General features: G+C 73.3%; 18 protein-coding genes. 9 read left to right on the forward strand and 9 right to left on the reverse strand.

Going from position 1 to position 18,215, the window contains the following annotated elements:
- Position 1 precedes the first annotated feature (1 nt).
- On the reverse strand, positions 2-760 hold the full coding sequence (locus tag SAM23877_RS05915; protein WP_053127594.1) for a LytR/AlgR family response regulator transcription factor: 759 nt from the start codon (positions 758-760) through the stop codon (positions 2-4).
- Between the two features lie 77 nt (positions 761-837).
- On the opposite strand from SAM23877_RS05915, the gene SAM23877_RS05920 reads away from it, so the two are divergent.
- From SAM23877_RS05920 to rocD, 3 genes are all read left to right on the forward strand, one after another.
- Positions 838-1,341, forward strand: coding sequence for an Lrp/AsnC family transcriptional regulator (locus tag SAM23877_RS05920; protein ID WP_053127597.1), 504 nt, complete (start codon positions 838-840; stop codon positions 1,339-1,341).
- A 125-nt stretch (positions 1,342-1,466) separates the two neighbouring features.
- The gene (ddaH, locus tag SAM23877_RS05925; RefSeq protein WP_053127599.1) at positions 1,467-2,315 is read left to right on the forward strand and encodes a dimethylargininase; all 849 of its coding nucleotides are present in this window, start codon (positions 1,467-1,469) and stop codon (positions 2,313-2,315) included.
- Positions 2,312-3,532 carry an ornithine--oxo-acid transaminase gene (rocD, locus tag SAM23877_RS05930; RefSeq protein ID WP_053127601.1) on the forward strand — a complete coding sequence of 407 codons (1,221 nt, stop codon included), beginning with the start codon at positions 2,312-2,314 and terminating at the stop codon, positions 3,530-3,532. The genes ddaH and rocD overlap by 4 nt, the downstream gene beginning before the upstream one ends.
- An 18-nt stretch (positions 3,533-3,550) precedes the next feature.
- On the opposite strand, the gene SAM23877_RS05935 is transcribed toward rocD, so the two are convergent.
- On the reverse strand, positions 3,551-4,006 hold the full coding sequence (locus SAM23877_RS05935; protein WP_053127605.1) for an RpiB/LacA/LacB family sugar-phosphate isomerase: 456 nt from the start codon (positions 4,004-4,006) through the stop codon (positions 3,551-3,553).
- A gap of 129 nt (positions 4,007-4,135) precedes the next feature.
- On the opposite strand from SAM23877_RS05935, the gene proP reads away from it, so the two are divergent.
- Positions 4,136-5,662 (forward strand): glycine betaine/L-proline transporter ProP, encoded by a 1,527-nt coding sequence (gene proP, locus SAM23877_RS05940; RefSeq protein WP_235614522.1) that lies wholly within the window; start codon positions 4,136-4,138, stop codon positions 5,660-5,662.
- A gap of 25 nt (positions 5,663-5,687) precedes the next feature.
- On the opposite strand, the gene SAM23877_RS05945 is transcribed toward proP, so the two are convergent.
- The 4 genes from SAM23877_RS05945 to SAM23877_RS05960 form a co-directional block, all read right to left on the reverse strand.
- Positions 5,688-6,407: an alpha/beta fold hydrolase gene (locus tag SAM23877_RS05945; RefSeq protein WP_053127607.1), complete on the reverse strand. Its 720-nt coding sequence runs from the start codon at positions 6,405-6,407 to the stop codon at positions 5,688-5,690.
- Positions 6,408-6,428: 21 nt separating this feature from the next.
- Complete coding sequence (locus SAM23877_RS05950) at positions 6,429-7,421, reverse strand: alpha/beta hydrolase (protein WP_053127609.1); 993 nt, start codon at positions 7,419-7,421, stop codon at positions 6,429-6,431.
- A 173-nt stretch (positions 7,422-7,594) separates the two neighbouring features.
- On the reverse strand, positions 7,595-7,939 hold the full coding sequence (locus tag SAM23877_RS05955; protein ID WP_053127611.1) for a GNAT family N-acetyltransferase: 345 nt from the start codon (positions 7,937-7,939) through the stop codon (positions 7,595-7,597).
- A 23-nt stretch (positions 7,940-7,962) separates the two neighbouring features.
- Positions 7,963-8,952: a pirin family protein gene (locus SAM23877_RS05960; protein ID WP_053127613.1), complete on the reverse strand. Its 990-nt coding sequence runs from the start codon at positions 8,950-8,952 to the stop codon at positions 7,963-7,965.
- A gap of 88 nt (positions 8,953-9,040) precedes the next feature.
- Here SAM23877_RS05960 and SAM23877_RS05965 point away from each other — a divergent pair, with 88 nt between their 5' ends.
- The 5 genes from SAM23877_RS05965 to SAM23877_RS05985 all read left to right on the forward strand — a co-directional run bounded on the left by SAM23877_RS05965 (position 9,041) and on the right by SAM23877_RS05985 (position 14,980).
- Complete coding sequence (locus SAM23877_RS05965; RefSeq protein WP_053127615.1) at positions 9,041-9,523, forward strand: carboxymuconolactone decarboxylase family protein; 483 nt, start codon at positions 9,041-9,043, stop codon at positions 9,521-9,523.
- On the forward strand, positions 9,520-11,913 hold the full coding sequence (locus SAM23877_RS05970; protein ID WP_079030043.1) for an ATP-binding protein: 2,394 nt from the start codon (positions 9,520-9,522) through the stop codon (positions 11,911-11,913). Before SAM23877_RS05965 ends, SAM23877_RS05970 begins: the two co-directional genes overlap by 4 nt.
- A gap of 184 nt (positions 11,914-12,097) precedes the next feature.
- The gene (locus SAM23877_RS05975) at positions 12,098-13,105 is read left to right on the forward strand and encodes an AraC-like ligand-binding domain-containing protein (RefSeq protein WP_244903058.1); all 1,008 of its coding nucleotides are present in this window, start codon (positions 12,098-12,100) and stop codon (positions 13,103-13,105) included.
- Between the two features lie 50 nt (positions 13,106-13,155).
- Positions 13,156-13,878, forward strand: a complete 723-nt coding sequence (locus SAM23877_RS05980) for a lysophospholipid acyltransferase family protein (protein ID WP_053127619.1) — start codon at positions 13,156-13,158, stop codon at positions 13,876-13,878.
- Between the two features lie 67 nt (positions 13,879-13,945).
- Positions 13,946-14,980 (forward strand): NAD-dependent epimerase/dehydratase family protein, encoded by a 1,035-nt coding sequence (locus SAM23877_RS05985; protein WP_079030044.1) that lies wholly within the window; start codon positions 13,946-13,948, stop codon positions 14,978-14,980.
- A 57-nt stretch (positions 14,981-15,037) separates the two neighbouring features.
- On the opposite strand, the gene SAM23877_RS05990 is transcribed toward SAM23877_RS05985, so the two are convergent.
- The 3 genes from SAM23877_RS05990 to ureG all read right to left on the reverse strand — a co-directional run bounded on the left by SAM23877_RS05990 (position 15,038) and on the right by ureG (position 18,206).
- Positions 15,038-16,645: an alpha/beta hydrolase gene (locus SAM23877_RS05990; RefSeq protein ID WP_053142210.1), complete on the reverse strand. Its 1,608-nt coding sequence runs from the start codon at positions 16,643-16,645 to the stop codon at positions 15,038-15,040.
- Between the two features lie 128 nt (positions 16,646-16,773).
- On the reverse strand, positions 16,774-17,544 hold the full coding sequence (locus SAM23877_RS05995) for an urease accessory protein UreD (RefSeq protein WP_425314749.1): 771 nt from the start codon (positions 17,542-17,544) through the stop codon (positions 16,774-16,776).
- On the reverse strand, positions 17,532-18,206 hold the full coding sequence (ureG, locus tag SAM23877_RS06000; RefSeq protein WP_053127623.1) for an urease accessory protein UreG: 675 nt from the start codon (positions 18,204-18,206) through the stop codon (positions 17,532-17,534). The genes SAM23877_RS05995 and ureG overlap by 13 nt, the downstream gene beginning before the upstream one ends.
- Positions 18,207-18,215: the final 9 nt, after the last annotated feature.

Raw genomic sequence — 18,215 nt, forward strand, 5'->3', positions numbered from 1 at the left:
GTCACGGCCTCCGCATGAGCAGGTCCCGCAGTTCGCGGGCGTGGCGTCGGCTGACCTGGAGCTCCTCGGTGCCGACCAGGACGCTGACGCTCCCCGCGTCCAGGCGGAGCTCGCCGATGTGGCGCAGGGCGACGAGGTGGCGGCGGTGGATGCGGACGAAGCCGCGGGCGCGCCAGCGCTCCTCCAGGGTGGACAGGGGGATGCGGACGAGGTGGCTGCCCCGGCCGGTGTGCAGGCGGGCGTAGTCGCCCTGGGCCTCGACGTGGGTGATGTCCTCGACGGGGACGAAGCGGGTGACGCCCCCCAGTTCCACGGTGATGTGGTCGGGGTCGGGCTCGTGCACGGGCACGCGGGGGGCGGGGGGCGCGGTGCCTCGGCGTTCGGCGGCGCGGCGGACCGCCTCGGCGAGCCGTTCCCGGCGGACGGGCTTGAGGACGTAGTCGACGGCCTTGAGGTCGAAGGCCTGCACGGCGAAGTCCTCGTGCGCGGTGACGAAGACGACCAGCGGCGGCCGGGCGAAGCCGGTCAGCAGCCGGGCGAGGTCCAGCCCGTCGAGGCCGGGCATCTGGATGTCGAGGAAGACGACGTCGATGGCGTCCGGCCCGTCGGGGCCCGACTCCAGCGCTCGGTTGATGCGGCGCAGCGCCTCGGTCGCGTCGCCCGCGCCCTCCGCCGTACCGATGCGGGGGTCGGCGTTCAGCAGGTACACGAGTTCCTCGAGCGTGGGGCGTTCGTCGTCGACAGCCAGGGCGCGCAGCATGAGGCTGGAGTGTAGGGGCGATCCGTACGCCTGAACACGGGCCCGACAGGGACGTATCCGCTGGATACAGTGCCCGCATGAACAGCAGGCCCACCCCGTTCGACGAACTCGACCGGAAGATCGTCACCGCTCTGACGGCGAACGCCAGGACGTCCTTCGCCGAGATCGGCGCCGCGGTCGGACTGTCCTCGACGGCGGTCAAGCGCCGGGTGGACCGGCTGCGCGAGACCGGCGTGATCACCGGCTTCACCGCGACGGTACGGCCCTCCGCGCTGGGCTGGCGGACCGAGGCGTACGTGGAGGTGTACTGCGAGGGCGCGGCGCCGCCGCGGCGGCTGGCGGAGGTGGCGCGCGGCTATCCGGAGATCACGGCGGCGATGACGGTGACCGGGGGCGCGGACGCCCTGCTGCATGTGCGGGCGCGGGACGTGGAGCACTTCGAGGAGGTCCTGGAGCGGATCCGCGCCGAGCCGTTCATCCGGAAGACGATCAGTGTGATGGTGCTGTCCCACCTGATCCCGGACAGTCCGGAGGCCGGCGCGGGCCTGCCCGCCACGGAGGACGCAGCGGACATGCGCTGACCGGTGCGACAACGCAGCATTGCTGCGGGGACACGCAGCTTTCCGCGCTTGTCGGGCGGCCTCGTCGCTTCCTACCGTGGTGTCAACCCCTCGTCACACACCGTGAGGAACGGAGGTACCCCTCTGTGCCCGACTCCCGTGTGCCGCGTCGGCGGCGCTTCCTGGTCTGCGAACCCAGACACTTCGCCGTGCAGTACGCGATCAACCCGTGGATGAGCACCGGCCGGCCCGTCGACGTCATCCGCGCCCTGGACCAGTGGCAGTCACTGGTCGACGCCTACCGCGCGCACGGCCACACCGTACACACCGTCCAGCCGGTGTCGGGGCTGCCCGACATGGTCTTCGCCGCGAACTCCGCGGTCGTCGTGGAGGGCCGGGTGTTCGGCTCCCGCTTCCACGCTCCCGAGCGCCGTCCCGAGTCCGTGCCGTACGCGGCGTGGTTCAAGACCGAGGGCTTCGAGGTGCACCCGTCCGAGGCGGTCTGCGAGGGCGAGGGCGACCTGGTTCCGGCCGGCCGCTGGATCCTGGCCGGCACCGGGTTTCGCACCACGCGTGAGGCGCACCGCGAGGCGCAGGAGTACTTCGGTGTGCCGGTGATCTCGCTGACGCTGGTGGACCCGTACTTCTACCACCTGGACACGGCGCTGTTCGTGCTCGACGACGGAAGCGGGGGGACCCCCGGCACGGCGGGGAACGTCGCCTACTACCCCGGGGCCTTCTCGCCCGGCAGCCGTGAGGTGCTGGAGCGGCTCTACCCGGACGCGGTGATCGCGACCCGCGAGGACGCCCTGGCCTTCGGGCTCAATTCCGTCTCCGACGGACGACACGTGTTCATCTCGCCCGGGGCCAGGGGACTCGCCGATCGGCTGGCCGTCCTCGGCTACGTCCCCGTCCCCGTCGACCTGTCCGAGTTCCACAAGGCCGGTGGCGGCATCAAGTGCTGCACCCAGGAGATCCGGGAGATCCGCTCATGACCGCACCCGCCCGCACCCGCGGCTCCGAGGAGCTCATCCGCGCCGAGGAGCCCGTCCTCGCGCACAACTACCACCCGCTGCCGGTCGTCGTGGCCCGCGCGGAGGGCGCCTGGGTCGAGGACGTGGAGGGGCGCCGCTACCTGGACATGCTCGCGGGGTACTCGGCGCTCAACTTCGGCCACCGCCACCCGGCGCTGGTCGAGGCGGCCCACCGCCAGCTGGACCGGCTCACCCTCACCTCGCGGGCCTTCCACAACGACCGGCTCGCCTCCTTCGCCGAGCGGCTGGCCGCGCTCACCGGCACGGACATGGTGCTGCCGATGAACACCGGCGCCGAGGCGGTGGAGAGCGGCATCAAGGTGGCCCGCAAGTGGGCCTACGACGTGAAGGGCGTGCCGCGGGACCGGGCGACGATCGTGGTCGCGGCGGACAACTTCCACGGCCGTACGACGACGATCGTGGGCTTCTCCACGGACGAGACGGCCCGCGCCGGCTTCGGCCCCTTCGCCCCCGGCTTCCGGGTCGTGCCGTACAACGACCTGGCGGCGATGGAGGCGGCGGTCGACGAGACGACGGCGGCCGTGCTGATCGAGCCGATCCAGGGCGAGGCGGGGGTGAACATCCCGGACGACGGCTATCTGGCCGGCGTACGGGAGCTGACCCGCCGAGCCGGGTGCCTGTTCATCGCGGACGAGATCCAGTCCGGTCTCGGCCGTACGGGGCGCACGCTCGCCGTGGAGCACGAGCCGGTCGTGCCGGACCTGGTGCTGCTCGGCAAGGCGCTGGGCGGCGGGATCGTGCCGGTGTCGGCGGTGGTCGGCAGCCGGGAGGTGCTCGGTGTGCTGCGTCCGGGCGAGCACGGCTCGACGTTCGGCGGCAATCCGCTGGCCGCCGCGGTCGGCACGGCGGTGGTCGAGTTGCTGGAGACGGGCGAGTTCCAGCGGCGGGCGACCGAGCTGGGCGTGGTGCTGCGCGAGGGGCTCGCCGCCCTGGTCGGCAAGGGTGTCGTCGGTTTCCGCGCGCGCGGGCTGTGGGCGGGCGTCGACGTCGACCCGGCGCTCGGGACCGGGCGTGAGGTCAGCGAGCGCCTGATGCGCGAGGGCGTCCTCGTCAAGGACACCCACGGCTCCACGATCCGCCTGGCGCCGCCGCTGACCGTCACCGGTGCGGAGCTGGAGGGGGCGCTCGGGACGCTGGAGAAGGTGCTGACCTCCTGAGAAGCGCGCCCGGGGAGGTCACGGAGCGGCTCGGCCCTCGTCGAGCCGCCGCACCCGCGTCACCCCGTCCCGGTCCTCGGCGTCCTCGCTGGGCGTCCCCGCGAACCAGGCGTCGAGGATCTCCCCCAGCAGCGGCCCCGAGGTCAGGCGCAGGCTGAGGGCGAGGACGTTGGCGTCGTTCCAGCGGCGGGCACCGTCCGCCGTGTAGGCGTCCGTGCACAGGGCCGCCCGTACGCCCGGCACCTTGTTCGCCGCGATGGACGCGCCCGTGCCGGTCCAGCAGCACACCACCGCCTGGTCGGCCGTGCCGTCGGCGACCTCGCGCGCCGCACGCTCGGAGCACACCGCCCACCGGGCGTCGGCCCCCGGGCTCAGGGCGCCGTGCGCGCGCACCTCGTGACCGCGTCCGCGCAGCTCCTCCACGAGGAGGCGGGCCACGGGTTCGTCCATGTCGGAGGAGACGGAGATCCGCATGTGCGAAGCCTACTCAGCGCGGCCGCTCACCTCATCGGCCCAACCACATGACCGAGGTCACGGCCATACGCAGCATGATCGGGGGAACGGTACGACCTGAGAATCGTACGACCGAGCAGTTTCCCCGCCATGGGTCTCTGCGTGGAAAGGGAGGCCGCCACGTCCCCCAACGACAACGGCCAGGAATCCGACGCCGCGGCGATCCGCCGCCACCCCGCCCTGTTCCGGGCCATCAGACGTCGGCAGAACCCGCGACTGCGCCGGTCGGACATCACCGTCACGGACGAGGCCGCGGTCAAGCGAGCCGTGAAGGCCGCCTCGCTGGGCAACGCCATGGAGTGGTTCGACTTCGGCATCTACGCCTACCTGGCGGGCACCATCGGCCGGGTGTTCTTCCCGTCCGGAAGTGACACGGCGCAGCTGCTCTCCTCGTTCGCCACGTTCGCCGTGGCGTTCCTGGTGCGGCCGCTCGGCGGCATGGTCTTCGGCCCCATGGGTGACAAGATCGGCCGCAAGAAGGTGCTGGCCCTGACGATGATCCTCATGGCGATCGGCACCGCCGCCATCGGGCTCATCCCCAGCTACGCCTCCATCGGCTTCTGGGCTCCCGTCCTGCTGATCCTGTTCCGTCTGCTCCAGGGCTTCTCGACCGGCGGCGAGTACGGCGGCGCCTCCACCTTCATCGCCGAGTACGCGCCCGACAAGCGGCGCGGGTTCTTCGGCAGCTTCCTGGAGCTGGGCACGCTGGCCGGGTACACCGGCGCCGCGAGCCTCGTGACCGCCCTGACGGCCTGGCTCGGCAGCGACACCATGGACGCCTGGGGCTGGCGCATCCCGTTCCTGGTCGCCGCGCCGCTCGGCATCGTCGGCATCTACCTGCGGCTGAAGCTGGACGACACGCCCGCGTTCCTGCAGCTGCAGGACTCCAACGTCCACGTCTCGGACGCGGCGAACGCGGTGGAGACCACCGCGCGGGGCGACCTCGCGAAGATCTTCCGCACGCACTGGCGGGCGCTGGTCCTGTGCATCGCGCTCGTCGGCGCGTACAACATCACCGACTACATGCTGCTGTCGTACATGCCGACGTACCTGTCGGACGAGCTGCACTACAGCGAGAGCCACGGTCTGATGATCCTGGTGGCCACCATGGTGCTGCTGATGCTGATCATCAACCAGGTGGGCCGGCTGTCCGACCGCTTCGGCCGCAAGCCGCTGCTCATGACCGGCATGATCGGCTTCTTCGTCCTGTCCGCGCCGGCCTTCGTGCTGGTGCAGGACGGCAGTCTGCTCGCCGTCTCGGCCGGCATGCTGATGCTCGGCCTGTCCCTGGTGTGCCTGCTCGGCACCATGTCGGCGGCGCTCCCCGCGATGTTCCCGACGAACGTGCGCTACGGGTCCCTCTCGGTCGGCTACAACCTGTCGGCGTCCCTGTTCGGCGGCACGACGCCGCTGGTGATCACGGCGCTGATCGGCGTGACCGGCTCCGACATGATGCCCGCCTACTACGCGATGGCCGCGGCCCTGGTCGGCGTCGTGGCGGTGGCCTGCATGAAGGAGACCGCACAGCAGCCCCTGGAGGGTTCCCCGCCCTCGGTGCAGACCGACGAGGAGGCGGCGGAGCTGGTCGAGGCCCAGGCGCCGACGCCGAAGTTCTGAGGACGGGTCACGGAAACGGCCGCGGTCAGCGGGTGGCGCGTACCGCCTCGCGGATCAGCTCGGCGACCTCCTTCGGGCGGGAGAGGGCGACGGCGTGGGACGCGCCCTCGATCTCGACGACGGTCGCGCCGGCCCGCTCGGCGCCGTAGCGCTCGACCTGCGGGTTGATCGCCCGGTCCGCGCCGGCCACGACCGCCCAGGCCGGCCTGGTCCTCCAGGCCGCGGCGGACGCCTTCTCCTCGAAGGCCGCCGCGGCCAGCGGACGCTGCGCCGCCGCGAGGGTGTGCGTGACGTCCTCGGGGACGTCGGCGGCGAAGATTTCGGGGAACGCGGACTCCTGGATGGTCACCTCGACGGCCGGTTCTCCACCGGGGCCGGGGTACGACCACTCCTTCAGGTTGCTCACCAGGGGGGAGAGCGGGAAACGGCCCTGCAGCTCGCCGAGGCTCTCGCCCTCCTCCAGTACGTAGGCGGCCACGTAGACGAGGCCGACGACGTTGTCCGCGGTGCCGGCCACGGTGATCAGCGCACCGCCGTAGGAGTGCCCGGCCAGGACCACGGGACCGTCGATCTGAGCGATGACGGAAGCGAGGTAGGAGGCGTCGTGGGACAGGCCGCGCAGCGGGTTCGGCGGGGCCAGGACGGGGATGCCCTCGCTCCGGAGTGCGGTGCTGACCCCGGACCAGCTCGCCGCGTCGGCGAACGCGCCGTGGACGAGGACGACGGTGGGGATGGGGGCGCTCATGGTGCTGTGTCTCCCGGCGTTTCAGGCGGTGTGCGGGTCGGCGTGCGCGGTGTGCAGGGCCGCGTGGAGGGTGCGGGCGGCCAGGGCGATCGCGGCGCCGGCGCCGTGGGTCTCGCGCAGGGCGTTCAGCATGACGAAGTCGTGGATGACGCCCTGGAACCGCACGGCGGTCACCGCGACCCCTGCCTGGCGCAGCTTGTTCGCGTACGCCTCCCCCTCGTCGCGCAGCACGTCCGCCTCGGCGGTGACGACGAGCGCCGGCGGCAGGCCGGTCAGCTGCTCGGTGGTGGCGCGCAGCGGCGAGGCGGTGATCCGCGCCCGTTCGGCGGGGTCGGTCGTGTACTGGTCCCAGAACCACTGCATGCCGTCGCGGCGCAGGAAGTAGCCCTCGGCGAACTGGTGGTAGGAGGCAGTGTCGAAGGCGGCGTCGGTGACCGGGTAGAACAGCACCTGCTGCACCAGGGGGACGTCGCCGCGTTCCTTGGCCATCAGGGTCAGCGCGGCGGCCATGTTGCCGCCGACGGAGTCACCGGCCACGGCCAGCCGCGAGCCGTCCAGGGCCGACGCCGCGCCCTCCTGGACGATCCAGCGGGCGACCGCGTAGTTCTGCTCGATCGCCACCGGGTAACGCGCCTCGGGCGAGAGGTCGTACTCGGGGAAGACGACGGCGGCCCGCGCGCCCACCGCGAGTTCGCGGACCAGGCGGTCGTGCGTGTGGGCGTTGCCGAAGACCCAGCCGGCGCCGTGGATGTACAGCACCACCGGGAGGGTGCCCTCGGCACCGGCCGGCCTGACGATCCGGGCGCGGACACTGCCCGTGGGACCGCCGGTGACGGTGACCCATTCCTCGTCGACGGCGGGCAGCGCGATGTCACCCGACTGCACCTCGTCGACCGCCTTGCGGCCCTCGGAGGGCGGCAGTTCGAAGAGGTACGGCGGGCGGGCGGTCGCCTCGGCGAAGGCCGCGGCCGCGGGCTCCAGCACCGGCTGGACGGGCTCGACGGTGTCCGGCATGTTCAGTCTCCTGGTCGCTCTCGGTCCCCGTCGGCCGTGCCGGCGGGTGGGCGGCCCGGGCGGTGACTGGTGCCATGCCCGGGTGCCACGACGGCACGCTAGTGCGGGCGTGCGGTCCGGAATTGACCGCCGGTGCACCGTCCCTGTACCACCGGTGCCCGTCGCCGGCGTCCTCAGCGTCCGAGTTCGGCGTCCAGCCACGTGCGGACCTCGGGGGTCACGGGGTCGGTGATGTCGTCGAAGTCGTGGTGCTTGGTGAGGTACTTGGCGACGTACGGGCAGACGGGCACGATGCGCAGTCCCAGGGCGCGCACGTCGGTGAGCGCCTGCCGGACCAACTGTCCGGCCAGGCCCTGCCCGGCGTAGGCGTCGTCGATCTCCGTGTGGAAGAAGACGCGCTGCTCGCCGCGGTCGCGGTAGGCCGTCAGGCCGGCCTGACGGCCGTCGACCAGGATCACGTAGCGGTGGCGGTCGTCGATCCGCTCGACGGCGGGTGCGGAGGAGGGCTGCTCGTTCACGGGGTTCCTCTCGTGGGTTCGGCTCAGCGGCGCGGCGGGTTGCCGCGTGGGGTCAGGGCCCCGTTGGGCAGGGCGGGAGCGGGCAGCCGGTCTCCGGGGTATCCCTCGACGGCGCCGAAGCGGTCGGAGGCGTTCTGCCAGTCGGTGCGCGCCCGGACGATGTCCTCGTGGCTGCGGCCGATGAAGTTCCACCACATCACGATCTCCTCGTCGAAGGGGGTGCCTCCGATCAGGACCGCCCGGGCCGGGGTGTCGGCCGCGTTGACGAGCGTCAGGGTGTCGCTCCCGGCGTCGAGGAAGCCGAGGTCGGCCGGGCGCAGCGGGGTGCCCGCCATGCCCACCTCGCCCCGGTCGACCAGAAGGCCGTGCTCGAAGGCGGGGTCGACGTCGAGCGTGACCGTGGCCCCCGGTGCGAGCGCGATCTCCGCGCCGAGGAGGGGCGAGAAGGTCGCCACGGGCGAGGTGGATCCGGCCAGGGAGCCCAGGAACACCCTGATCTCCGCGCCGTCCACGGACACGGGCTCCGGCACGTGGTGCTGGAAGTCCCGGGGGGCGTTCCGGTGCTCCCCCGGCAGCGCCACCCACAGTTGCACGCCGTGCAGGACGGTGGTCCGCGGGGTGGAGACCTCGGTGTGGCTGATGCCGTGGCCGCCGGTCATGAGGTTCAGCTCGCCGGGCCGGACGTGGGCATGGCTGCCGAGGCTGTCGCGGTGTTCGATCTCCCCGCTGAACAGCCAGCTCACCGTCTGCAGCCCGGTGTGCGGATGCGGGGCGACGTCCATGCCGCCGGTCCGTGCCACGTCGTCGGGACCGTAGTGGTCGGCGAAGCACCAGGCCCCGATCAGGGTCCGGGAGCGCTGGGGCAGGGTGCGGCGCACGGTCATGGCGCGCGGGCCGCCCAGGGGAACGTCGCGCGGCGCGAGGACCTCGACGCGCGGGGCGGTGTCCGGCGGGCCCGCGTCGGCGGCCGGTCCGCACCGCACCGCGACGGGGTTCGTCTCGACGTTGCTCATCGGCAGCCTCCTGCGCCCGTCATGATAGTTTCAACTTCAACAATATGCCGTGATCATAGACGGCCGCGGCCTCACGAAGGAGCGTCGGGTGACCACTCCCGCCCAGGAATCCGCCGCCCCGCGGATCTACATCGACAAGCGGAGCCCGGCGGCGTACCGCGCCCTCGTCCAGACCGCCGAGGCGGTCCGCGCCGTCACCGCCGAGGCGGGTCTCGACCGGACCCTCGCCGAACTCGTCAACCTGCGCGTCTCCCAGCTCAACGGCTGCGCCTACTGCCTGGACGTGCACACCCGGGCCGCCCGGCGACTCGGGGAGACTCCGCGGCGTCTGGCCGTGCTGGCCGCCTGGCGGGACACCGAACTCTTCACCCCGGTGGAGCGGGCCGCCCTCGCCCTGGCGGAGGCGACCACCGCGCCCGCCGACACCGCCGCGCGGGACGCCGCCCACGCCGCCGCCCGGGAGCACCTGACGGACGACCAGATCTCCGCGGTGATCTGGGTGGCGGTCACCATCAACGCGTTCAACCGGGTCTCGGTCATGAGCAGGCACCCGGTACGGGCCGACCGGTGACGACGGGCACCGCACCGGACGCCGCCGCTCACGCTCCGAAGGAGACGGAGCCACCGACCTGGAGGACGGGGTCGACCGACGAGCAGGCGGCTTTCGGACCGCTGCTGAGGAGTCTGCGGCTGGCGGCGTCCCTGACCATCGAGGGCCTGGCCGAGGCGTCGGGCGTCAGCGTACGGGGCATCGGCGACCTGGAACGCGGGCGGCGGGCGGCTCCGCAGCGCCGCACGGTGGCGGCCATCGCCGACGGCCTGGGGCTGGGTCCCGCGGACCGGGACCGGCTGCTCGCCGTGGCCCGCGCCGGACGCACCCCCGTCTACAGCCCGGCGGGGATACGGGCCTTCCCGCGCGGCATCGACGACTTCGTCGGCCGGGAGGCGGAACTCGACCGGCTCTCGCTGCTCGCGGACCGGGCCGTGGCGCGCGGAGCCGAGGCAGACGGGGGGACGGCCGGCACCGCGGTCGTCGTGGCCGTGTCCGGCCCGCCCGGCACGGGGAAGACGACCCTCGCCCTGCACGGCGCCCGCCGGCTCGCCGAGCGCTTCCCGGACGGGCAGCTGCTGGTGGACCTGCGCGGAACGGACGACGATCCGCCCGACGCGGCCGAACTGACGCTCGGCGTGCTGAAGGCCCTCGGAGTTCCCGACCGGGACCTCGCGAAGGCGGGTGCGCAGGACCGCCCCGCCCTGTACCGGCGGGCGCTGGCCGAACGGCGCTGCCTCCTGGTGCTGGACAACGCCCGGGACGAGGCCCAGGTACGCCCCCTGCTGCCGGGTGCCGGCGCCACGATGGTGCTGGTGACCAGTCGGCGCATGCTGACCGGCCTGGACGACGTCCGCCGGCTGCCCCTCGGGGAGCTGAGCCCCGAGGAGGCCGCCGCGTTCCTGACCGCCCTGGTCGGATCGGACCGGGCCGCCGCCGATCCGGTGGCCGTCGACGACGTCACCCGGCGCTGCGGACACCTGCCGCTGGCGCTGCGGGTGGCGGGCAACTGGCTGGCCACCCGCACCGGCTGGACGGTGCGCCGCCTCGCCGACCGCCTCGCCCGCGAGGAACGGCGCCTGGACGCCCTGACCGCCGGTGACGTACGCGTGACGACCGCCTTCGACCTGTCCTACCGTCAGCTCACCCCGACCGCCGCCCGGCTCTTCCGGCGGCTCGCGCTGGTCCCGGGCCCGGACGTCCGGGCCCCCTGCGCGGCCCGGCTGACCGGCCAGGAGCTCTTCGACGCCGAGGACACCCTGGAGGAGCTGGTGGAGGCGGGGCTGCTCGGCACGGACGGGGACCGGTACCGCCCGCACGACCTGCTGCGCCTGTACGCCCGTACCCGGCTGACCGAGGAGGAGCGCGCCGAGGACGTCGAGGCCGCCCGCGCCGCGATGTACCGCTGGCTGCTGGAGACGGCGGTCGTCGCGGGCCGCTGGTACGAGCCGGGTCACGGAGCTCCCCCCGCGTCCTGGCAGGGGACGGTCGACCTCTCCAGCGCCGCGCTCGCCCGCGAGTGGCTGCAGGCCGAGGGCGCCAACTGGCTCGCCGCCCTGCGTGCCGCGGCACAGGCCGGTGAGCACGCCACCGTGGTGGAGGTGGCCGAGTCCCTGCACTGGTTCTCCGATCAGTGGATCTTCTGGGGGCACTGGCCGGAGGTCTTCGCCACCGCCGCCCGGTCGGCCCGCGCGCTGGACGACCCGCTGCTGGAGGCGACCCAGCTCAACTACCACGCCTGGGCCGTCCTGCTGTGCGAGGGCCGACCCCGCGACAGCCTCCCCCTGTCCGCCCGGGCCCTGGCCGCCGCCGAACGCGCCGAGGACCCGGCCCAGCAGGCCTGGGCCCACCAGTACCAGGGCTGGGCGTACCGTCTGCTCGGCGAGTCCGAGGCCGCCCTCGTCCACAACCGGCGGGCGGCCGAACTGTTCGGGGCCGCCGGTGATCTGCTCGGGAGCCTCCAGAGCATGCACACCCACGCCCTGGTCCTGGAGGGACAGAATCGCACCGAGGAGGCTCTCGTCTCCTACCGGCGCACCCTGGACCACCTGACCGAGGTCGAAGACCGCGTCGAGCCGCACGCCGCCGCGATGACCCGCCTCGGCCTGCACTCGGGCCTCGGTTGCTGCTACGCACGCCTGGGCCGGTGGCAGGAGGCCGTCGATCATCTGCGCACCGCCGTCGGCATCTGCCGGTCCGGGGGCAACACCGCGCTGGAGAGCCGTCAGCTCACCCTGCTCGGCGACGCCCTGCTGAGCGCCGGTCGGCCGGCCGAGGCGCGTGCGGCCTTCGACCGGTGTGCCGGACTCGGCCCGGACGCCGACCCTCGGCGGGTCGCCCTCGCCAGGGAACGACTCGCCCGTGTCGACGCCGATCCGGGCACCGCCGCCCCGCCGTCTCCTCGACCGTAGTGCCCGGCGGGCCGGGCGGCTTGCCGCCGCGTGCACCGCCCTGTTCTCCCAGCGCCCTCCGGGCTGCCGGCGGTCGGCGGCTGGCGGCGACGCGCACTCTGCCTGCTTTCTGCCTGGCGTCGAGCCGACGGCCCCGCTTGGCTGATCACCACGGGGAACGGAGAGGAGAACGCGCGTGGTCCTGATGCCGACGACCGAGTCGATCGTTGAGCGCGACCCGCTCGGCCACTGGCAGGAGGCCGTGAGCAGAGCCCTGGTCCCGTCACACGTCACCGGGCGCGACGGCCGTCCCCCCGGGGGCCGGATCACCGCGGCCTCCCTGGGAGCCGTGCGGCTGTGCGCGGTCGAGGGCGACGCGCAGCGCCTGACGCGCACCTCGGCCCACATCGCCCACGCGCGCGGTGCCTCGGAGGCGTTCCTGGTGATCGGCGTGCTGACGTCCGGCACGGCCACCCTGATGCAGGACGGCCGGCACGCGAGCGTGGACGAGGGGGACCTGATGTTCTACGACACGTCCCGACCGTACGCGGTGGACCATCCGGGGCGGTTCGCGTGCAGTCTCGTGCTCCTCCCCCGTGGTGCGCTGCTCCTGCCGGACGAACAGGTCCGCCGGGTCACCGGCAGCGCCGTCACGGCGTCGCGGGGCGTGGCCGCCGTGCTCGCGCCCTTCCTGGCCTCCCTGGTCTCCTCGGCCCCGGCGTGCCCGCCGGCCGTCGCGGCCCACCTGGCCGCCGCGGTCGTCGACCTCGCCACCACGCTGGTGGCCGACCGGACCGCACACGCCCTGCCGGGGCCGGACACCGGGCGCGAGCGGCTGGTGCGGTGCATCCGCGAGCACATCGACCACCACCTGCCGGACCCCGCCCTGTCCCCGCAGTCGGTCGCGCGCGCGCACCACATCTCCGTGCGCTACCTGCACCGGCTCTTCGAGGAGGAGGGCGTCACCGTGCGGCGGCTCATCCAGCGGCGCCGACTGGAGGAGAGCGCCCGGGAACTGGCACGCGGCGGCACGACGGCGCCCACCGTGGCGTCGGTCGCCCGGCGGTGGGGATTCGTCAGCCCCGCCCACTTCAGCCGCGCGTTCCGCGGTCTCTACGGCCACTCGCCCCGCGAGTGGCGCGGCCTCCGGACGGCCCACGCGGGGGACGCCGGTCGGGGGGCTCGTCCGGCGCCCGGGATATCCGTAGGCTGACCTGGGAAGACGCTGCCGCGAGACCGACCGGGCGGAATGAAGGGCGAGTCGTGTTCTACTACGTGCTCAAATACGTGCTGCTGGGGCCCCTGCTGAGACTGCTCTTCCGTCCCCGGATCGAGGGCCTGGACCACGTACCGGCGTCCGGGGCGGCCATCATCGCGGGCAACCACCTCTCCTTCGCGGACCACTTCCTGATGCCGGCGGTGCTCAGGCGCCGCATCACGTTCCTCGCCAAGGCCGAGTACTTCACCGGCCCCGGTATCAAGGGCCGGCTGACCGCGTTCTTCTTCCGCAGCGCCGGGCAGATCCCCGTCGACCGCTCCGGCAAGGAGGCGGGCCGGGCCGCGATCCGCGAGGGACTCGGTGTGCTGGGCAAGGACGAACTGCTCGGCATCTACCCGGAGGGCACCCGCTCGCACGACGGCCGGCTGTACAAGGGGAAGGTGGGCGTCGCGGTGATGGCGCTCAGGGCCGGGGCTCCGGTCGTGCCGTGCGCGATGATCGGCACCTTCGAGGCCCAGCCACCGGGCCGGAAGATCCCGAAGCTGCACCCCGTGGTGATCCGTTTCGGCGAGCCCCTGGACTTCTCCCGCTACGCCGGGATGGAGGGCGAGAAGGCCGTGCTGCGCGCCATCACCGACGAGATCATGTACGCCGTACTGACGTTGTCCGGACAGGAGTACGTCGACCGGTACGCGGCCGACGTCAAGGCCGAGGAGGCGCGGAAGGCGGCCAAGGGGCCGAGGATCCCACGGCTGCCGCACCGCTAGGCGCCCGCCTTCTGCCGGCGGCAGAAGAGCGTGGCCGAAGGGCGCGGAGTCCGCCTACCGTCGCCGTATGACACGAGCTGTGGTGATCGGGGCGACGGGGCAGATCGGACGGCCGGCCGTGGAGGCGCTGGCCCGGGACGGCTGGGAGGTGACGGCCGTCTCGCGGGGCGGGGAACGGGACGGGGACTGGCCCGGGGACGTTCGCGTGGTGCGGGCCGACCGGGAGGACGACGCGGCCCTGTCGGCGGCGGTCGGTGACGGCTGCGACGTGCTGGTGGACGTGGTGGCCTTCGGGGAGGGTCACGCACGGCAGTTGGTCTCGCTCGCCGGGCGGGTCGGCTCCGCCGTGGTGATCTCCAGTGTGTCGGTCTACGAGGACGACAAGGGCCGTAACTTCGACACGCAGGGCGAGCCCGACGGCTTCCCCGAGTACCCGGTGCCGATCACCGAGGAGCAGCGCACGGTCCGGCCGGGCGACTCCTCGTACAGCACCCGCAAGGCGGCGCTGGAGCGTGAACTGCTCGCGGCGGGCGACCGGTTGCCGGTCACGCTGCTGCGCGCGGGCGCGGTGCACGGGCCGCACTGCCGGACCCCGCGCGAGCTGTACTTCGTCAAGCGCGCCCTCGACGGCCGGCGCCGGCGCGTCCTCGCCCACGGCGGTGCGAGCCGCTTCCACCCCGCGAGCGTGCACACCATCGCCGAGCTGATCCGGCTGGCCGCTCCACGGCCGGGCACACGCGTGTTGAACGCGGTCGATTCCGAGGCCCCGACGGTGGCGGAGATCGCGGCGGCGATCGACGCGGTGATGGGTGTGGAGACCGAGGACGTACTGATGGACGGCCCGCCGGCCGCCGGCGGCGTGGGCGGCACGCCCTGGTCGGTGCCCTTCCCGGTGGTGTGCGACATGAGCGCGGCCGAGCGACAGCTGGGATACCGGCCGGTGGTCCGCTACGCCGACACGCTGCCGGAGACGGTGGCCTGGATCGAGGGGCAACTGGCCGCACGGGACTGGCGGGAGGCGTACCCGAAGATGGTCCGGGCGTACGGCGACCTCTTCGACTACGCGGCGGAGGACGCCTGGGCGGCGGCGCGGCGGGCGTGAGGACGAGGGAGGGGCGGCCGGTCGGTCCGGCCGCCCCTCCCCCGCGTCCTCGGGTCGCTACGGCTTGGGCGTGGCGTGGGGCGCGCAGGTCACGTCCCCGGCGTCCACCTTGCCGGTGAGCAGGTAGGTGTCGACCCGGTCGTTGACGCACGGGTTGACCAGGCCGGTGACCCCGTGCGATCCGGCGTCCCGCTCGGTGATCAGGCGCGATCCCTTGAACCGCTGGTGCAGTTCGACGGCGCCGCCGTAGGGGGTGGCCGCGTCCCGCTCGGACTGCACGATGAGCACGGGCGGCAGGCCCTTGCCGGTCTTCACGTCCACCGGGGTGTGCTGCTTGACGGGCCAGGTCGCGCACGGCAGGTTCATCCAGGCGTTGGCCCAGGTCATGAACGGGTGGTCGCGGTGCAGCCGGGTGTTGTCCCGGTCCCAGGTCTGCCAGTCGGTGGGCCACGGGGCGTCGGCGCACTCGACGGCGGTGTAGACGGCGTTGCCGTTCTCCGCGGAGGCGTTGCCCGCGGTGTCGGTGAGGTCGGGGGCGGCGGCGTCCACGAGGGCCTGGGTGTCACCGGCGGCGTACTTGCTGAAGACCGTCGCGACCGGCACCCACGCGGAGTCGTAGTACGGGGCGCTCTGGAAGAAGGAGATCAGCTCGGCCGGGCCGACCAACCCGCCCAGGGGCTCCTTCGCCGCGGCGGCGCGCAGTTCGAGCCACCGCTGCTGGACCTCGGCGCGGGTGTCCCCGAGGTGGAAGGCGGCGTCGTTCTCCGCGACCCAGTCCTGCCAGTCCTTCCAGCGCTTCTCGAACGCCACGTCCTGGTCCAGGTTGGCCTGGTACCAGATCTTGTCGCGGGACGGGTTGACGACGCTGTCGACGACCATCCGCCGGACGTGGTCCGGGAAGAGGGTGCCGTAGACGGCGCCGAGGTAGGTGCCGTAGGAGACGCCGAGGAAGTTGAGCTTCCGCTCGCCGAGCGCGGCGCGGACGACGTCCAGGTCGCGCGCGGTGTTCGGCGTGGTCATGTGCGGGAGCATCTCGCCGCTGCGCTCGAGGCAGCCCTCGGCGTACGCGCGGGCCAGCTTGCGCTGCGCGAGCTTGTCGGCCTCGGAGCCGGGCACCGGGTCCATCTTGGGCGCCTTCACGAACTCCTGCGGGTCGACGCAGGAGATGGGCGCGGACTTGCCGACACCGCGCGGGTCGAAGCCCACGAAGTCGTACGCCTCGGCCGTGTCGGCCCAGACGGCGCTCTTGCTCGTGACGCGGGCCGGGAAGCGCAGCCCGGAGCCGCCGGGTCCGCCGGGGTTGTAGAGGAGAGCACCCTGGCGCTCGGACTTCGTGCCGGTGTTGCCGATGCGGTCGACGGCGATCTTGATCTGCTTGCCGAACGGCTCGGCGTAGTCGAGCGGCACCGTGACGTAACCGCACTGGATCGGCTTGGGCAGGTTCCAGTCGGCGGGGCAGTCCTGCCAGTCGATGCCGGCCTTCGCCGCACGGGCCGCGGCGATCGCGGTCCCGCGGGCCTCGCGGTCCCAGCCCTTCGCGTGGCCGGCGGCCGGGCCGGCGCTCGCGGTGGGCGCCGCGACGGCGCCGGCTATCAGCGTGGCGGTGACGAGCGCTCCGGCCGTGCCGAACGCCGCCGTCCTCCGCCCCAGTCTGCTGTTCCTCAAGTGGCCCTCCCCGTACATGATTGCGACACGTACGGGGATCCTCGCGGCTGTGCGTTCCCTGAGGACAGAGGTGATACTACTTCTTTGCCAATCCGATAAACGGATAAAGGCGTTCGGTCGACGGAACCTCAGTCCAGCGAGGCCAGTGCCTCGTCCAGCAGACGCCTGAGCCGCAGCGCGTCCGAGGCCACCGCCGTCACCAGCGCGCACGGTCCGGCGAGCGGCATGACGGCCGCGCCCCCGGCGAGGACGCGGGCCGCCGGTGGAGCGGTCGCGAACTCCGGGCGGGCGACGACGAGCTGGCCGACGGCACGGTGTCCCGCCAGACCGGCGGGGCCGTCCCAGCCGCCCGGGGCGCCGGGCCCGCAGGCCAGCTCCTGGTCGAGGACGCTCCGGCCGTCGATCCGTACGGTCAGACGGCTGGTGAGCCGCCCCGGTTGCTCGCCGGACCGCCCGAGGACCTGCTCCTCACGCAGCAGGAGCCGGGCCGTGGCCGCGAGGTCGACGCATGTGGTGACGCGCAGGTCACTGCCGTGGGCGGAGATCAACTGCTCGGGAAGCCAGTGCAGTTCCGCGTCCTCGCCGACGGTGAGCCGGACGTCGTAGCGGGCGCCCGCCTTGCCCTGCCCCGGCAGTGCCAGGGTGGCGGCGGCCGAGCCGACCCGCAGCCGGGCACCCGGGGCCGCCTCGGCGGTCACCGTGAAGTGGTCGCCGCCGAGCGGCCCGCTCATGGCACCGACCAGCACGACCCGCGCCTCGGCCCCGCTCCCCCGGGTCCGCCGCACGGTGAGCGGCCCCTCCCCCTCCAGCACCGGCAGGGCGGTGCCGCCGCGCCCGTCACCGCGGGCGAGGACGTGCGCCCTCGCCCGCACGCCGGCCGGCGCGGTCATGCCGTCCATGCGGTGATCCGGGCCCGCACCCAGTCGGCGACCTCCCGGACGCCGTCCTCCCCGCGCAGCGACTGGAGGACGACCGGCAGTTCACCGCGCTGGGCCTTCGCGTCGGCGGCCATCCGCGCCAGGTCCGAGCCGACGTACGGCGCGAGGTCGGTCTTGTTGACGATCAGCAGGTCGGCGGTGGTGACGCCCGGCCCGCCCTTGCGCGGGATGTCGTCACCGCCGGCGACGTCGATCACGAAGATCTGGGCGTCGACCAGTCCCCTGGAGAAGGTGGCGGTGAGGTTGTCGCCCCCGGACTCCACCAGGACGAGGTCCAGCGGACCGACCTCGTCCTCCAGGTCCTCCACCGCTTCGAGGTTGGCCGAGATGTCGTCCCGGATGGCGGTGTGCGGGCAGGCGCCGGTCTCCACGGCGCTGATCCGTTCCGGCGGCAGCACCGCCTCGCGGAGCAGGAACTCGGCGTCCTCTCGGGTGTAGATGTCGTTGGTGACGACGGCGAGGGACAGCTCCTCGCGCAGGGCCCGGCAGAGCGCGGCGACGGTGGCGGTCTTCCCCGAGCCGACCGGCCCGCCGAGCCCGATCCGCAGGGCGCGGCGACTGCCGTCGGGCCGCCTGGCGTCGGCAGAGACGGCGGGCGTCTCGTGGTGGTGGTCGAGGTGCATGCTGCGACT

The organism is Streptomyces ambofaciens ATCC 23877, assembly GCF_001267885.1.
GTDB classification, from domain to species: domain Bacteria; phylum Actinomycetota; class Actinomycetes; order Streptomycetales; family Streptomycetaceae; genus Streptomyces; species Streptomyces ambofaciens.

Coding starts and splice junctions, on each gene's coding strand:
- SAM23877_RS05920 (WP_053127597.1), top strand. CDS start 838: ATGAACAGCAGGCCCACCCCGTTCGACGAACTCGACCGGAAGATCGTC.
- SAM23877_RS05950 (WP_053127609.1), bottom strand. CDS start 7,421: ATGCCGGACACCGTCGAGCCCGTCCAGCCGGTGCTGGAGCCCGCGGCC.
- SAM23877_RS05975 (WP_244903058.1), top strand. CDS start 12,098: ATGCCGACGACCGAGTCGATCGTTGAGCGCGACCCGCTCGGCCACTGG.
- ureG (WP_053127623.1), bottom strand. CDS start 18,206: ATGCACCTCGACCACCACCACGAGACGCCCGCCGTCTCTGCCGACGCC.
- SAM23877_RS05960 (WP_053127613.1), bottom strand. CDS start 8,952: ATGAGCAACGTCGAGACGAACCCCGTCGCGGTGCGGTGCGGACCGGCC.
- SAM23877_RS05995 (WP_425314749.1), bottom strand. CDS start 17,544: ATGGACGGCATGACCGCGCCGGCCGGCGTGCGGGCGAGGGCGCACGTC.
- SAM23877_RS05915 (WP_053127594.1), bottom strand. CDS start 760: ATGCTGCGCGCCCTGGCTGTCGACGACGAACGCCCCACGCTCGAGGAA.
- proP (WP_235614522.1), top strand. CDS start 4,136: ATGGGTCTCTGCGTGGAAAGGGAGGCCGCCACGTCCCCCAACGACAAC.
- SAM23877_RS05945 (WP_053127607.1), bottom strand. CDS start 6,407: ATGAGCGCCCCCATCCCCACCGTCGTCCTCGTCCACGGCGCGTTCGCC.
- rocD (WP_053127601.1), top strand. CDS start 2,312: ATGACCGCACCCGCCCGCACCCGCGGCTCCGAGGAGCTCATCCGCGCC.
- SAM23877_RS05935 (WP_053127605.1), bottom strand. CDS start 4,006: ATGCGGATCTCCGTCTCCTCCGACATGGACGAACCCGTGGCCCGCCTC.
- SAM23877_RS05985 (WP_079030044.1), top strand. CDS start 13,946: ATGACACGAGCTGTGGTGATCGGGGCGACGGGGCAGATCGGACGGCCG.